This window comes from Bartonella sp. A1379B, assembly GCF_002022485.1.
Taxonomy (GTDB): Bacteria; Pseudomonadota; Alphaproteobacteria; order Rhizobiales; family Rhizobiaceae; genus Bartonella; species Bartonella rochalimae.
The window spans coordinates 1,388,368-1,403,844 of sequence record NZ_CP019780.1; the positions used below are offsets into that span (position 1 = coordinate 1,388,368).

Here is a 15,477-nt window from a genome sequence, read left to right on the forward strand (position 1 = left end):
CTGTCAATGCTGGTAATTTGTAAAATTTTCAGTCATTATATTCTTTGCTAGACTTACTATTGCACAAAAAATAGAGAAATCTTATGGAAACACCATTCAGCAAAATGAACGGTCTTGGAAACAAAATTATTGTTGCTGATATGCGTGAAAGCACACATAATATTACACAGCAAGCAATTCTTGCTCTAGCTAAAAATCCACAAACATATTTTGATCAACTTATGACGATTCACCCCTCAATTAAAAATGAAATTAATTTTCGCATTGAGATATGGAATTCGGATGGTTCAAAAGCACAAGCTTGTGGTAATGGTACGCGTTGCGTTATCGAATGGCTGACGAAACATAATCTTGGTGAAAGCTTTCAATTAGAAACACCTGCTGGTATTGTTGAAGGGAAACGTCAAGCTAATGGTCTAATCTCTGTTAATATGGGACGCCCAAATTTTGATGCAAAAAATATGCCTATTGCTCGTGAAGTCGCTGATACCAATCACGTAGAAATAACAGCCGGACCTTTAAAAGATGCTTCTCTTGTTTCTATTGGAAATCTTCATGCTATTTTTTTTGTTGAAAATAATATTGAGCATATTCCTTTAGAAAAATATGGACCAAAACTTGAAAATGACCCACTTTTTCCGGAACGGTGTAATATCTCCATTGCTTCTGTAACATCACGAAACAGTTTAATTTTACGAACATGGGAACGTGGAGCAGGTTTAACAAAAGCCTGTGGCAGTGCAGCTTGCGCCAGTGCAGTAACAGCTTACCGCCGCGGATTAACAGAACGTTGTATTGATGTTAATTTACTGGGAGGAAATCTTTCTATTCTTTACCAAGAAGATGATCACGTCATTATGACCGGTCCTGTAGAATATGAATTTAGCGGTCTTTTAAACCCTTTAACAGGAGACTACAAAAAGGATTCTTTTTAATGACAATAGAAATTGTGACTTTTGGTTGTCGACTCAATAGTTATGAATCAGAAATCATACGCAAAGAAAGTACTTCTGCTGGTCTTAATGAACTTAAAGGTGGTGCTATTATTTTTAATACCTGTGCCGTCACCGCTGAAGCTGTACGACAAGCAAAACAAGCAATTCGAAAAGCGAAGCGCAAAAATCCTCATGCGTGTATTATCGTCACGGGATGTGCAGCACAAACAGAAGCAAAAAATTTTTCTCTGATGAAAGAAGTCGACCTCATTTTAGGCAATGAAGAAAAACTCCATGCTCATTCCTACCGTCAACTTCCTGATTTCGGCATTAATCATGATGAAAAACTGCGTGTTAATGATATTATGGAAGTTCATAAAATTGCACCACATATGATTAATGCATTAGAAGGACGCACACGTGCTTTTGTCCAAGTACAAAATGGATGCGATCATCGTTGTACATTTTGCATCATTCCTTATAGCCGCGGACGATCACGTTCAGTCCCTATGGGCATCATTATTGAACAAATTAAACAACTTGTAGGCAATGGTATTCAAGAGATTGTTTTAACAGGTGTTGATCTCACAAGTTATGGTCCTGACTTACCTGGAAAAATCACTTTAGGAAAATTAGTTTCAACTATTTTACACCATGTTCCTGATTTGCCACGATTGCGTCTTTCATCCATTGATTCTATCGAAGCAGATCAAGAGTTGATTAATCTTTTAGCATATGAAAAAAGAATCATGCCACACTTGCATTTATCCTTACAAGCAGGTGATAATATGATTTTAAAAAGGATGAAACGACGACACTTGCGTGAAAATGCAATTCAGTTTTGCCAAGATTTACGAGCTAAACGCCCTACAATAGTTTATGGTGCTGATCTAATTGCTGGCTTTCCTACGGAAACAGAAGAAATGTTTCAAAATAGTCTGGCTTTAATTCATGAGTGTGGTTTGACACATCTCCATGTTTTTCCCTTCAGCCCAAGAGAAGGAACACCAGCTGCGCGTATGCCACAAATTAGTCGTGAAATAATTAAAATTCGCGCTGAAAAATTACGTAAAGAAGGGGAAAAAGCTTACCAAAAACATCTTATTTATTTAAAAAATAGCCAACAAACAATTCTTGTCGAAAGAGATGGAATTGGACGAACAGAAGATTATACACTTACACAAATTAAAGATGTTAAAGCTGGAGCAATCGTTAAAGCTCTCATTGTTGATCACGATGGAAATAAATTAATTGCCACACTTCCTGAATCGAATGCAGCCTAAGCAGGAAAGCCCTCATGAAAAAGTCTTTTATCAAAAAAATACTCTCTTTTAATACATCTAAAGAAAAAATAATAAAAAAAGAGCAGCCTCTTATCTCCCATGAAATCAGTGAAGAAGAGCAAAATGAATATAAAAGTGAAAAGATAAACAGCAAATATTCTTCCATAGATGCACAAAAAGAAGAATGCGAGCAAAAGAAAATACAAAAGACAACACTTATCGAATCTAGTGAAAAAATTGCTCTTCCTGAAAAATCTTCTCGTAAAGTGATTGTTACTGATACAATTATAGAAAAAAATGAAAAGCCTTTATCCGCCTTAACCGTTGAACAAAAAAAAGCAGCATGGTTTGAGCGCCTAAAAAAAGGATTATCTCGTTCTTCACAACAATTAAGTGATTCAATTGGTACGCTTTTTGTCAAGAAAAAACTCGATGAAAACACATTACAAGAATTAGAAGATATTCTCATTCAAGCAGATCTCGGTATAGAAACAACCACACGCATTATTGATATCTTATCAACGCGTTATTATGAAAAAAATTTGTCACCAAAAGATATTTATACTATTGTAACTAACGAAATTAAAAAGGTACTTGAGCCAATTGCATTTCCATTAGAAATTGATCTTAATCACAAACCCCATGTTATCTTACTCGTCGGTGTAAATGGAACCGGAAAAACCACAACCATTGGAAAATTAGCGGCTAAACTAACTATGGGAGGTCTAAAAGTTATGCTTGTTGCTGGAGACACGTTTCGCGCTGCAGCTGTTGAACAATTACATATTTGGGGGGAACGTGCTAAAGCTCCTGTTTTTTCAACAAAACTTGGTGCTGATGCTGCAAGCTTAGCTTTTGATGCTTATGAAAAAGCTAAAAAAGAAAACTATGATGTTTTGCTTATTGACACAGCGGGACGTTTACAAAATAAAATTGAATTAATGGATGAATTAGCAAAAATTATTCGTGTTTTGGGTAAACATAATCCTCAAGCACCTCATACTGTTCTTCAAACACTTGACGCGAGCACTGGGCAAAATGCTCTCAACCAAGTGAATGTTTTTCGTGATATAGCTGGTGTAAATGGTTTAGTTATGACAAAACTTGATGGTACTGCGCGCGGAGGAATTCTTGTTGCCATTGCATCTAAACATAAAATTCCCGTTCATTTTATTGGTGTAGGCGAAAATGTTGAAGATCTTGAACCTTTTTCTGCCTCTGATTTTGCTGAAGCTATTATAGGAAAATACACATGAAATTTTCTCTTTTCAAACCAAATGCAGATAATGACTCTAATTTGAAAAAAAACAATAATATGCAAAAAAAACCGTCTTTGCCAATTCTTAAATTTCTTTTAGAAATGGGTCCGTTAGTTGTTTTTTTCCTTGCTAATTATAAAGGTGAGTGGTTGATAAAGAATATCGCGCTTTTTAAAGACTTTGATAAACCTATCTTTCCCGCAACAGCTCTTTTTATGATAGCAATTACTCTTGCCTTAAGCTTATCGTGGTTTCTTACACGTGTAATTCCTGTAATCCCACTTATTTCAGGAATATTCATCCTTGTTTTTGGTTTTCTAACTCTTTGGCTTCACGATGACACTTTTATTAAGATGAAACCTACAATCATTAATGGCCTATTTTCTTTTATTTTATTTGGTGGTTTATTCTTTAAAAAACCCCTTTTGCGTTATGTTTTTGATTCTGGTCTGAAAATTGACGAGTCTGGATGGAACAAACTCACCTATAATTGGGCATATTTTTTTATTTTTCTTGCTGTTCTAAATGAAATCATCTGGCGAAATTTTAGCGATAATTTTTGGACCAATTTTAAAGTCTTTGGCGTTATGCCTCTAACATTTCTCTTTATGCTGACACAAATGCCTCTTATCATAAAACATTCAAAAAATTTAACAAAAGAAGATTAATAATCCTATTCTTACATCGCGCATCGAGAATTTATCACTATGAATTGCTTCATAAATTTAACATTATACCGTAGAGAAGATAGATGTTAATTGAACAATTTATCTGTCGAGAAGATAATTTTGGCATTCTCATTCACGATGAAAAAAGTGGGTGTACTGCTGCAATCGATGCGCCTGAAGGCAAAGCAATTTATAATATGTTGAAGAAGCGTAACTGGACACTTCAATTTATTTTTGTCACTCATCATCATTATGATCATGTAGAAGCACTGGCAGAATTAAAACAAGCTTATAATGCTATGATTATTGGACCAGCAGCAGAAAGCAAAAAAATTACTCCTCTTGATCATACACTACAACCTGATGAAACATTTTGTTTTGGTACACAAACTTTTATGGCCCTCTCAACACCTGGCCATACATTAGGAGCATTATCCTATTATTTTCCTCAAGCTAAATTACTCTTTGCTGGAGATACACTTTTTTCACTCGGTTGTGGACGTCTTTTTGAAGGAACTCCTTTAAAAATGTTAACATCTTTAAAAAAACTCCGTCAACTTCCTGATGAAACAATCCTTTATTGTGGACATGAATATACCGAAAAAAATGCTCTTTTTGCATTGACGATTGATCCACAAAATAGAAAACTTCATCAAAGAGCAGAAGAAGTTTTTTCGTTACGTGCCCAAAATGCTATGACCTTGCCAACAACTTTAGGAAAAGAAAAAGAAACAAATCCTTTTCTTCGTTGGGATGATCCTATTTTACGAAAAAACCTCGCAATGGAAAAAGCAACAGATGAAGAAGTTTTTGCTGAAATCCGTAAAAGAAAAGATCATTTTTAACTTTATTTACGATAATGTCCTTTTTTAAAATAGAAAAATTCGAGATTCAATTTTAAATATATCAATTGGATTTATATCTTTAAATTAGTTTTGTAAACGCCGACAAATATCATCTAATTGTTCTAATGATGAGTAATGAATCTTCAAATTACCACCTTTTTTACCATGTCTAATGATGACTTTCATTCCAATCACATCAGTAAGCAATTTTTCTAAAGATTGTGTTTCCATATCTTTTCTTACTAAAGTCTGTTTTTTAATCTTAGAATTTCCATATTCTTGTGCAAGTATTTCTGTTTGGCGTACAGAGAGTCCTTCATGGATAATCTTTTCTGCTAACTCTTGTGGATTTTCAACTGTAATAAGGCAACGTGCATGACCCGCTGAAATATGACCATCTATCAAAAATTGTTGCACTTTTTGTGGGAGTTTCAACAAGCGAAGAGTGTTTGTGACATGGCTACGACTTTTTCCAATGATTTCTGCTAAATCTGCTTGAGTATATCCGTGTTCATTTAATAAAAGCTCATATCCTATCCCTTCTTCAATAGGATTAAGGTCAGTTCGTTGAACATTTTCGATAATTGCTAATTCCAAAGCAGTCTTATCATCTACATCGCGAATAATAACTGGTACTTGATTTAAATTGGCTCGTTGTGCAGCTCGCCATCTCCGTTCACCAGCAATTAATTGAAATTGATTAGGATGAGTACGTGAAGGTCTAACAATAATAGGTTGAACAATACCATGTTGACGAATTGATTGTACTAAGTCATCAAGTTCCGAATCAGTAAACTGACGTCTTGGATTATTTGGATTACGGGAAATAAATTCAATAGGAACAAACTTTTCAGAAGCTATAGGAGCAACACTCGGTTTCGACGTGAACTTATCAAAACTCGCCGAATACGCAGGATTACCGTTTAAGTTGATCTCCCCAATCAATGCTGCTAGCCCGCGTCCCAGTCTTTTTTTTGATTGATCATCACTCATAATTTTTCTCTTTAAATTTTTTACAATTATTTCTTTACACTTTCTAAGCTGCAGCTTGCGCTTGTTTTTCACGTTGAATAACTTCCGACGCCAACCGCAGATAGGCTTGGCTACCAGCACATTTGAGGTCATAAAGCAGTACTGGTTTTCCAAAAGAAGGAGCTTCAGAAACACGTACATTACGAGGAATAACAGTACGATAAACTTTTTCTCCCATAAAAGAGCGAACATCCTCGACAACTTGATTTGAAAGATTATTTCGCCCATCATACATTGTTAAAACAATACCCTGAATTTCTAAAGATGTGTTTAAAATAGACCTTACTTGTTTCACAGTTTCAAGTAATTGGCTTAAGCCTTCAAGAGCTAAAAATTCACACTGCATTGGAACGAGAACAGAGTTTGCAGCCCCCATAGCATTTAATGTCAAAAGATTGAGAGAAGGAGGACAATCAATTAAAATATAATTAAATTTTTTGGCTATTTTGGAATCATGACAAAGAGCCTTACGCAATCTTTGAATACGATCTTGTGAAGAAGCAATTTCCATTTCAATGCCTAATAAATCAAGTGTAGATGGAACAATGTGGAGATTAGGCACCGCTGTTTCTAAAGCAGCATCTGCAACTGAGATTCCAGAAACCAAAACATCATAAGATGATAAAGGACGACTATTCCGATCAATTCCCAATCCTGTACTTGCATTTCCTTGTGGATCAATATCCATAATAAGAATGTTTTTACCAATAGCAGCCAAAGCTGTTGCAAGATTAATTGTCGTTGTTGTTTTACCTACCCCACCTTTTTGGTTTGCAATAGCGATAATTCGTGTTTCGCTCATTTTGCTTTACCCTTTTTACATGATCGAACATGAGAAATTTCTAAGATAACAGAATTTTTATCAATTTTACTTTCATGTTTTAGCAGATCAAAGCGCCAATTGGCAGTAGCATTTTTTATTTCTTTAACGTAATCCCTACCTTTTTGCAAAAGAGCAACTGTTTTTTGTGTTAACCAAGGTGACATAAAATGTAAAAGAGTGTCTAATGAAGCTAAACCTCTTGCTGTTAAAATATCTGGTGTTTTTATTTTTTTATAGACATCTTCGATTCTACAATGATGAACTGTTGCTGGAAGATTAAGTTTTGCTATAACATTTTGTAAAAAAGCTGCTTTTTTCCCATTGCTTTCTACTAAATCAATATGCCCACCTTTTTTCTCTTTGAGAAAAATAGCAAGAACAATGGCGGGAAAACCTCCTCCTGATCCAAGATCACACCAGTGTAGAAATTGACTTTTCAAAGGATAAATTTGTGCAGAATCTAAAATATGACGTTTCCATAAAACTGGTATTGTTGTGGCAGAAATCAAATTAATATGTATATTCCATTGAATTACGAGAGATTCAAATTCTATTAAATGCTTCATCGTTTCACGTGAAACAGAGGGTATTATTTCTAAAATATCTTGATATTTTTGTTCTGTAGAAATAACCATTAAGCTAATTTCGCTTTTTCACGTCGTTGACGTTGAATATATGTAAGGATTAGAGATAATGCTGCTGGTGTCATACCATCAATTTTTTGTGCATCAGCAATTGAACGCGGCGATATTTGTTGAATTTTTGTTTTTAACTCATTCGAAAGACCAGAAATTTCTTGAAAATTAAGAGAAGAAGGTATTTCTAAATGCTCATCGCGTTGAAGAGCTATAATATCTTGTGTTTGTCTTTTTAAATAGACCGCATACTGAGCTTCAATTTCCAAAGCTTCAACTATTTTGGCATCGATTGAATGCAATTGTGGCCAAAAATGTGCAAGACGTGCTACATTCATATGAGGGTAAGCTAAAAGATCATAAGCAGAACGTCTAACTCCATCACGATTTATTTGCAAGCCATGAACAAATGCTTCATTAGGCGTTAAAAAAAGTTTTTGACACATTAAACGTGCTTGATCAAGATGGTGTTGTTTTTGTTGATAGCAACTCCAACGAGTCTGACTCACAATACCCCATTCTTGTGCTAAAGGTGTTAAGCGGGTATCTGCATTATCAGCTCGAAGTGATAAGCGAAATTCAGCTCGCGATGTAAACATTCGATAAGGTTCACAAACCCCACGTAAAATTAAATCATCTACCATAACACCAATATAAGCTGTAGAACGACTTAAAATAATTTCTTCCAAACCACCAACCTTACGAGCGGCATTTAATCCAGCTAAAAGACCTTGAGCTGCAGCTTCTTCATAGCCTGTTGTACCATTTATCTGTCCTGCTAAGAATAAACCTGGCAAAGATCGTAATTCTAAAGTTTTGAACAGTTGTCTAGGATCAACAAAATCATATTCGATTGCGTAACCAGGTTGTAAAATCTCAACATTTTCCAAACCTTCAATTGTTCTCAAAAAAGAGAGTTGTATCTCTTCAGGAAGAGATGTGGAAAGACCATTTGGATAAATCGTATTATTCTCTAATCCTTCTGGCTCTAGAAAAATTTGATGTCCATCACGATCACCAAATTTGATAATTTTATCTTCAATTGAAGGACAATATCGCGGTCCTAATCCTTCAATGGCTCCAGAATATAAAGCTGATTTATGAATATTTTCACGAATAATTTGATGTGTTTTTTCATTTGTTCGTGTTATGGCGCATTCAATTTGAGGTTGTTCAATTTTTTCTGTCAAAAAAGAAAATGGAACAGGGTCTTCATCAGCCTGTTGTTTAGAAAGTTTATTCCAAAAAATTGTTTTTTTATTAAGCCGAGCAGGTGTTCCTGTTTTTAATCGTCCAAGATTTATACTATAATTCTTTAAGCGTTCGGCGAGTTGTATACTTGATTTTTCGCCCATACGACCAGCAGGCCATGTTTTATTGCCAATATGGACTAATCCACGCAAAAATGTACCTGTTGTTAAAACAACGGCATTCGAAAAAATACTTCCTTGTTTTTTTAAAACAACACCTGATACGCGATTATCTTTAACAATTAGATCAATAACTTCATCTTCAATAAGAATTAAATTATCTTGTTCCTGCAAAAGTTGTTGAATTTTATTTTTATATAATTGTCTATCTGCTTGTGTCCGTGGACCTCTTACTGCTGGTCCTTTTTTTCTATTAAGAAGTCTAAATTGAATTCCAGCAGCATCTGCTGCTTGCCCCATTAAACCGTCTAAAGCATCTATTTCACGAACCAAATGCCCTTTTCCAAGTCCGCCAATAGCGGGATTGCATGACATTGTTCCAATTGTTGATATTTGATATGTAATAAGTGCTGTTTGAGCTCCAACACGCGCTGAAGCCGAAGCTGCTTCACAACCAGCGTGTCCACCTCCTATAACAATGACATCATATGATTGCATTTAATTCATTCCATACAGAATTGATTTTAAATTTTATATAAACAAAACTTATAAAATACATAATCTTGTTAATCTGTCTATAAAATAATTACAGAAGAACTGGAATGTTTCACGTGAATCATCATTTACCAACACAAAATTCTGAAAAAATAACGTCAAGTAAATCTTCAACATCAATATCACCTACAATTCGCCCAAGTATATGACTTGCACGACGAAGATGTTCTGCACATAAACTTAAATCAAGAGAAGTAGAATTCATAGATGCATTAATTTCTTCAGCAGCTTCCTTCAATAATTGAAGCTGCCTTTTTCTTGCTGGAATAGCATCTCCAATTTCAGTAGCACGACGTAAACAAAATAATTCTATCTCTTTTATAAAATAATCAAAATTTAAACCACTTAATGTCGAAAATTGTATTGGCCAACGTGCTTTATTTCCTTCACAAAGATCAAGTTTATTACCTACATGCCAAATTTCAGCTGATGTTTTTGGTAAATTAATCTCTTGAGGATTATTCATATCATAAACAAAAATAACTAAGTCAGCTTCCACAATATGCTGTTTTGCTTTTTCAATTCCCAAAAGTTCAATCGTATTTTCTGTTTTCCTTAAACCAGCCGTATCTGTAAAAAGAACAAGTAAACCACTCAATACCAATCTAACTTCTAAAGCATCACGTGTTGTTCCTTCTTCTTCTGATACAATAGCAACAGATCTCCCAGAAAGACGATTAAGAATACTCGATTTTCCAGAATTTGGAGCACCTACTATAACAATTTTAATTCCATCACGCAAAATACTTGCACGTTCTCCTGCAGAAATATGTTCACACAACGAATGATAAAGTTTTTTTATATCTTTCCAAACTTTATCAGATACTGAATTAGGAATATCATTCTCATCAGAAAAGTCGAGTTCTGCTTCTATTAAAGCACGTGCTGTTATAAGTATGTGGCGCCAATCACGATAAAGTTTTGTTAAAGTACCACTCGTACCCATAACAGCTAAACGTCGCTGACTTTCTGTTTCTGCTTGAATTAAATCAGCAAGGCTTTCTGCTTGAATTAAATCTAATTTACCCTCAATAAATGCTCGACGCGAAAATTCTCCTGCCTCTGCAAGACGACATTCTTCAAATGTAGTTAATTCATCAAGAAAGCGATTAACAACTGCTTTACTTCCATGTAAATGAAACTCGGCACAATCCTCTCCTGTAAAACTATGAGGAGCAGGAAAAAAAACAGTTAAGGCAGAATCTAAAAAACTTCCGTCACGAGCAGTAAGGTTACCATAATGCATTAAGCGCGCTTTAGGTAAACAACCACAAAGTGTTTTTACAATATATTTCACACGAGGGCCAGAAAGGCGAACAATTGCAACCCCTGAAGGCAACAATCCACTTGAAATAGCAAAGATTGTATCCACAGGATTAATCCTAATCCAAAAAAAATTACGTGTTCATTGAATCAAAAAATTCGCTATTATTTTTTGTTTGTTTTAATTTATCAATTAAAAATTCAAGAGCATCTGTTACACTCATAGGTGCTAATATACGACGAAGAACAAAAATCTTATGTAAATCTTGACGAGCTACTAAAAGATCTTCTTTACGTGTTCCTGATTTAATAATATCCATAGCTGGAAAAGTACGCTTATCAGCAACTTTACGGTCAAGAACAATTTCTGAGTTACCAGTCCCCTTAAACTCTTCAAAAATAACTTCATCCATGCGACTTCCCGTATCTATTAAAGCTGTTGCTATAATAGTTAAAGATCCTCCTTCTTCAATATTACGAGCTGCACCAAAAAAACGCTTAGGACGTTGTAAGGCATTTGCATCCACACCACCTGTTAAAACCTTTCCTGATGAAGGAACAACAGTATTATATGCGCGTCCAAGACGTGTAATTGAATCAAGAAGAATAACAACATCACGTCCATATTCAACTAATCTTTTAGCTTTCTCAATAACCATTTCAGCGACTTGTACGTGACGTATTGCTGGTTCATCAAAAGTAGAAGAAACAACTTCCCCTTTTACAGAACGTTGCATATCAGTAACTTCTTCTGGACGTTCATCTATTAATAAAACAATAAGATAACATTCAGGATGATTTGTTGTAATAGAATGAGCAATATTCTGTAATAAAACTGTTTTTCCTGTTCGTGGTGGTGCAACAATCAATCCCCTTTGCCCTTTTCCTAGAGGAGATATCAAATCAATTACTCGTGATGACATATCTTTATCCGTAGGATTTTGCACTTCCATTTGAAAACGCTCATTTGAATAAAGAGGAGTAAGATTATCAAAATGAATTTTGTAACGAATTTTTTCAGGATCTTCAAAATTAATTTTATTAACTTTAAGGAGGGCAAAATATCTTTCTCCTTCCTTTGGTCCTCGTATTGGTCCCTCGACGGTATCTCCTGTTTTTAATGAAAAATTTTGTATCTGTGTTGGTGAAAGGTAAATATCATCTGGTCCTGGAAGATAATTAGCATCAGCAGATCGAAGAAATCCAAATCCGTCTTGTAAAACTTCAACAACACCTTCGCCTATAATTTCTACATTTTGTAAAGTAAGTTTTTTTAAAATAGCAAACATTAATTCCTGTTTGCGCATTAAAGAAGCATTTTCAACTTCCAATGTTTCAGCAAAAGAAACAAGTTCAACTGGATTTTTACTTTTTAGCTCTTGTAATTTCATTTCCTGCATAAAATATGCTCTTTGATTAATGGGGGAACTGTTTCTAGAGTTTTTAAAAGGATAAAGAATATTCCTCTAGATAAGGACGTTATATACTCAACTCTTTTAAACTGCAAGCATTACTCAATCACGAATATTAAAGAAAAAACAAATTTGTTCTGTAAGAAGGTATTTTTTCATAAGCTATTTTAGGAAAATTATATTGTTTTATTTTTTTATAAAATGAATATGGAATTTTATTTAAGTTCGTTAGGGTTTAAGAGCTGATATATCTAATCACTTAGATATCACTTGGAATATATTAAATTTTTTTTGAGATATAATTTAATAAAGTTAAAATTTTGAAGGGATTATTCTTATTAAAACCTGTGTTTAATGTGGATTATTATTTATCCTTCATTTATCCTCAATTTTATCAACAAGGAAAAAGAAAAAAAAACAATAATAAATAACTGTTTAAAGATATTATCCTTGTTTTTTTCAATAAGATAAATTTATTTATTATTGTTTTTAAATTTGTGCATAATAATAATAATAAATTTCTAAATTTTAGCTTTTTAAAATTTATAAAATTTTATACACACTGATTAACAAAGGATTAAATTTTCTGTGGGTGAAAAAAAATTTCATTTGTATATGATTTCTGATGCGACGGGAGAAACATTAATTTCTGCTGGAAGAGCTGTAGCATCGCAGTATAAAATAAGAAAAGTTATAGAACATGTTTATCCAATGATTCGCAGTAAAATGCAGTTGCAGCGAGTCATTAATGAGATAGAAAAAGAACCAGGAATTGTTCTTTACACGATTATTGATAAAGAAATTAAACAATTGATTGATGAAGCCTGCGCAAAAATATCTGTCCCTTGTGTTGATATATTAGACCCTATTTTAAATGTCTTTCAATCTTATATTGGAAAACCTAAAAATTTACGTGTAAGTGCACAACATGAACTTAATGCAGATTATTTTCGTCGTATTAAAGCTTTAGATTTTACAATAGAACATGATGATGGGCAATCTCCAGATAGTTTATTAGATGCGGATGTAATTCTTATAGGTATTTCAAGGACCTCTAAAACACCAACCAGTATTTACTTAGCAAATCGTGGAATTAAAACTGCTAATGTTCCTCTTGTTCAGGGAATTAATTTACCTCAAACTATTTTTGAAGCAAAGAACGCCTTAATTGTTGGTTTTATTGCTTCAGCTGAAAGAATTTCACATATTCGTGAAAATAGAGATTTGGGAGATGGTTTTTCTTTTGAAAGCTACACTGATCGCATTAGCATAGCTGAAGAACTTATTTACACAAAACGTATTTGTGAACGTTTTGGTTGGCCTATTATTGATGTTACAAGACGTTCTATTGAAGAAACAGCTGCAGCAGTTTTTGAGCTTTTATCGCAATTTCGTGAAGGAAAGGAGAAGAAAATATGATGAAAAAAATATTAATATTAGCATCTCTTAGTCCTTATCGCGCTCAGTTGTTAAAGAGAGCTGGTTTAAGTTTTTCTGTTGAAGGAGCTTCTTTTGATGAGAGAGAAATAGAAAAAACAGCAAAAATAAAAACTCCTCAAGAACTCTGTTGTTTTCTTGCTAATATGAAGGCAAAAAATGTTTCTGGTCGTTTTCCCGATGCATTCGTTATTGGTTGTGATCAAGTTTTCGATTTTGAAGGTCAAATTTTTCATAAGGTAAAAAATGATGAGGAAGCACGTCAACGTTTACATATGTTATCAGGAAAAAAACATTCTCTTCATAGTGCCATTGCTTTAGTTCAAAATGGTAAAAAAATTTGGTCTGAGGTTTTTAGCGCTCATATGACAGTGCGTCCTCTCTCACTAAAATTTATCGAAAATTATTTAAAGTGTGTAAAAAAAGATGTTTTAAGAAGCGCAGGAATCTATCAGATTGAAGGAGAAGGAATCCATCTTTTTGAAAAAATCGAAGGGGATTTCTTTACTATTATTGGTTTACCTTTATTACCTTTATTAATCAAATTACGTCATTTAGGAATTATTGATAGCTAATTTGATAAAAAACGGTAAAAAGAAAATATGTTTGTGCATTTTTATTGTTAGTTATTCGATTTATCATTCAAAATCGCCAAAAATCCACGATTTTTAGCTCAAACAATAAGCTTACTATAATTTTCTTGCAAAAAAAGTAACATTTGGAAAATTAAAAAATTTGCTTATATTTGCTATTTGCAAAAATGAGAAATTTTTGTGAAAGTAATGCTTTATTATATAAGAAAAATATTTTCCATTTAGTAATCTATAAAGATCAGATGATTACAATTGTTGGTATTGTTAATATACTATGATTTAAGAAAAAGATTACGTTATAAATCATGGTAATTATAGTTTTTATGCTAATTTGACGGCTTTTATCATAGACGACTTGCGGAAACAGTGTTCATTTTTACAGATAGTGATTGCAAATATTCTTTTGTATGCTTTCAAAAACATAAATTTGAATGAATTTTTTACTTAATAGTATAAAACAACATGCAGAAAATTTAGCTGAGTACTTCGGAAATTTTATAAATATGGCAAGCATTAGCATTTATGAAAATTAAAACAAAAATTTTTTGCGATTTTTATAAAATTAAGCGAATAACATTTGTGAAAAATACTCTTTATATTCTATTAATGACATTTCTATTACAGCAAGCAAATAAAAATAATCGATGGACAGGATGTCTTTATACTAAGTTGTTCCTAGTTTTGAACAATGATTTGCAGTGAAATCATTGGTAACAAAACAATTGCGAAAAGCAATCTTAGAAGGCACAGGTGAAGATAAATTATGAAGATTATAGGATTGACTGGATCAATAGCAATGGGAAAATCAACAACTGCTTATTTTTTTAAACAAGCTGGTATTCCTGTTTTTAGTGCAGATGAGGTTGTACACCAACTTTATAGCAGTGAACCAACAGTGTCTCTTATAGAACGTGCTTTTCCTGGTGTTACTAAAAATGGTCAAGTCAATCGTCTAAAACTTTCTGAAATTTTAGTCAATAACAGTAAAAAATTAAAGATTTTAGAAAAAATAATTCATCCTTTGGTACGAGAAAAAGAAAGGGAATTTATTAACATAGCACGTCAGCAGAAAAAAAAATTAGTTGTTCTTGATATTCCTCTTCTTTTTGAAACAAAAAGTGAGAGTCGTGTTAATAATATAGTTGTTGTGTCTTCTCCACCAGAAATACAAAAGGCACGTGCAATGAGTCGGCCGAATATGAGCGAAGAAAAATTTTCAATCATTAATGCTAAACAATTATCCGATAAACAAAAACGAAAATACGCTGATTTTGTTATTGATACGGGAAAAGATTTGGAAAATACACGTCAACAAGTTTTACGGGTGATAAAAAATCTATTAAAAGATGGTTCTTAAAAGAGTTAGG

Annotated in this window: 14 protein-coding genes; 8 read left to right on the top strand and 6 right to left on the bottom strand. The window is 33.4% G+C overall.

The window, feature by feature from the left end; all coding sequences use genetic code 11:
- The first annotated feature begins 83 nt into the window (after positions 1–83).
- From dapF to gloB, 5 genes are all read left to right on the top strand, one after another.
- A complete protein-coding gene (dapF, locus tag BA1379B_RS06060) occupies positions 84–935 on the top strand; it encodes a diaminopimelate epimerase (protein ID WP_078674067.1) in 852 nt (283 codons plus the stop codon).
- On the top strand, positions 935–2,218 hold the full coding sequence (gene mtaB / locus BA1379B_RS06065) for a tRNA (N(6)-L-threonylcarbamoyladenosine(37)-C(2))-methylthiotransferase MtaB (protein ID WP_078674068.1): 1,284 nt from the start codon (positions 935–937) through the stop codon (positions 2,216–2,218). Before dapF ends, mtaB begins: the two co-directional genes overlap by 1 nt.
- 14 nt (positions 2,219–2,232) lie before the next feature.
- Positions 2,233–3,474 carry a signal recognition particle-docking protein FtsY gene (gene ftsY / locus BA1379B_RS06070; protein WP_051668852.1) on the top strand — a complete coding sequence of 414 codons (1,242 nt, stop codon included), beginning with the start codon at positions 2,233–2,235 and terminating at the stop codon, positions 3,472–3,474.
- A complete protein-coding gene (locus BA1379B_RS06075) occupies positions 3,471–4,145 on the top strand; it encodes a septation protein A (RefSeq protein ID WP_035006422.1) in 675 nt (224 codons plus the stop codon). The genes ftsY and BA1379B_RS06075 overlap by 4 nt, the downstream gene beginning before the upstream one ends.
- A gap of 83 nt (positions 4,146–4,228) precedes the next feature.
- Positions 4,229–4,990: a hydroxyacylglutathione hydrolase gene (gene gloB, locus BA1379B_RS06080; RefSeq protein WP_078692510.1), complete on the top strand. Its 762-nt coding sequence runs from the start codon at positions 4,229–4,231 to the stop codon at positions 4,988–4,990.
- An 84-nt stretch (positions 4,991–5,074) separates the two neighbouring features.
- On the opposite strand, the gene BA1379B_RS06085 is transcribed toward gloB, so the two are convergent.
- The 6 genes from BA1379B_RS06085 to rho form a co-directional block, all read right to left on the bottom strand.
- Entirely contained in the window at positions 5,075–5,983 is a 909-nt protein-coding gene (locus BA1379B_RS06085) for a ParB/RepB/Spo0J family partition protein (RefSeq protein WP_078674128.1), read from the bottom strand.
- A 43-nt stretch (positions 5,984–6,026) separates the two neighbouring features.
- Positions 6,027–6,824 carry a ParA family protein gene (locus BA1379B_RS06090; protein ID WP_035006416.1) on the bottom strand — a complete coding sequence of 266 codons (798 nt, stop codon included), beginning with the start codon at positions 6,822–6,824 and terminating at the stop codon, positions 6,027–6,029.
- Positions 6,821–7,480, bottom strand: a complete 660-nt coding sequence (gene rsmG, locus BA1379B_RS06095; protein WP_078674071.1) for a 16S rRNA (guanine(527)-N(7))-methyltransferase RsmG — start codon at positions 7,478–7,480, stop codon at positions 6,821–6,823. Before rsmG ends, BA1379B_RS06090 begins: the two co-directional genes overlap by 4 nt.
- The gene (gene mnmG / locus BA1379B_RS06100; RefSeq protein ID WP_078674072.1) at positions 7,480–9,348 is read right to left on the bottom strand and encodes a tRNA uridine-5-carboxymethylaminomethyl(34) synthesis enzyme MnmG; all 1,869 of its coding nucleotides are present in this window, start codon (positions 9,346–9,348) and stop codon (positions 7,480–7,482) included. Before mnmG ends, rsmG begins: the two co-directional genes overlap by 1 nt.
- A gap of 121 nt (positions 9,349–9,469) precedes the next feature.
- The gene (gene mnmE, locus BA1379B_RS06105) at positions 9,470–10,777 is read right to left on the bottom strand and encodes a tRNA uridine-5-carboxymethylaminomethyl(34) synthesis GTPase MnmE (RefSeq protein ID WP_035006412.1); all 1,308 of its coding nucleotides are present in this window, start codon (positions 10,775–10,777) and stop codon (positions 9,470–9,472) included.
- A 25-nt stretch (positions 10,778–10,802) separates the two neighbouring features.
- On the bottom strand, positions 10,803–12,068 hold the full coding sequence (gene rho / locus BA1379B_RS06110; protein ID WP_078674073.1) for a transcription termination factor Rho: 1,266 nt from the start codon (positions 12,066–12,068) through the stop codon (positions 10,803–10,805).
- A 600-nt stretch (positions 12,069–12,668) separates the two neighbouring features.
- On the opposite strand from rho, the gene BA1379B_RS06115 reads away from it, so the two are divergent.
- The 3 genes from BA1379B_RS06115 to coaE all read left to right on the top strand — a co-directional run bounded on the left by BA1379B_RS06115 (position 12,669) and on the right by coaE (position 15,467).
- Positions 12,669–13,499, top strand: coding sequence for a pyruvate, water dikinase regulatory protein (locus BA1379B_RS06115; protein ID WP_257787860.1), 831 nt, complete (start codon positions 12,669–12,671; stop codon positions 13,497–13,499).
- Positions 13,496–14,092 (top strand): Maf family nucleotide pyrophosphatase, encoded by a 597-nt coding sequence (locus BA1379B_RS06120; protein WP_035006409.1) that lies wholly within the window; start codon positions 13,496–13,498, stop codon positions 14,090–14,092. Before BA1379B_RS06115 ends, BA1379B_RS06120 begins: the two co-directional genes overlap by 4 nt.
- A 781-nt stretch (positions 14,093–14,873) precedes the next feature.
- Complete coding sequence (gene coaE / locus BA1379B_RS06125; protein ID WP_078692511.1) at positions 14,874–15,467, top strand: dephospho-CoA kinase; 594 nt, start codon at positions 14,874–14,876, stop codon at positions 15,465–15,467.
- The last annotated feature ends 10 nt before the right edge of the window (positions 15,468–15,477 follow it).

Coding starts and splice junctions, on each gene's coding strand:
- dapF (WP_078674067.1), top strand. CDS start 84: ATGGAAACACCATTCAGCAAAATGAACGGTCTTGGAAACAAAATTATT.
- mtaB (WP_078674068.1), top strand. CDS start 935: ATGACAATAGAAATTGTGACTTTTGGTTGTCGACTCAATAGTTATGAA.
- ftsY (WP_051668852.1), top strand. CDS start 2,233: ATGAAAAAGTCTTTTATCAAAAAAATACTCTCTTTTAATACATCTAAA.
- BA1379B_RS06075 (WP_035006422.1), top strand. CDS start 3,471: ATGAAATTTTCTCTTTTCAAACCAAATGCAGATAATGACTCTAATTTG.
- gloB (WP_078692510.1), top strand. CDS start 4,229: ATGTTAATTGAACAATTTATCTGTCGAGAAGATAATTTTGGCATTCTC.
- BA1379B_RS06085 (WP_078674128.1), bottom strand. CDS start 5,983: ATGAGTGATGATCAATCAAAAAAAAGACTGGGACGCGGGCTAGCAGCA.
- BA1379B_RS06090 (WP_035006416.1), bottom strand. CDS start 6,824: ATGAGCGAAACACGAATTATCGCTATTGCAAACCAAAAAGGTGGGGTA.
- rsmG (WP_078674071.1), bottom strand. CDS start 7,480: ATGGTTATTTCTACAGAACAAAAATATCAAGATATTTTAGAAATAATA.
- mnmG (WP_078674072.1), bottom strand. CDS start 9,348: ATGCAATCATATGATGTCATTGTTATAGGAGGTGGACACGCTGGTTGT.
- rho (WP_078674073.1), bottom strand. CDS start 12,068: ATGCAGGAAATGAAATTACAAGAGCTAAAAAGTAAAAATCCAGTTGAA.
- BA1379B_RS06120 (WP_035006409.1), top strand. CDS start 13,496: ATGATGAAAAAAATATTAATATTAGCATCTCTTAGTCCTTATCGCGCT.
- coaE (WP_078692511.1), top strand. CDS start 14,874: ATGAAGATTATAGGATTGACTGGATCAATAGCAATGGGAAAATCAACA.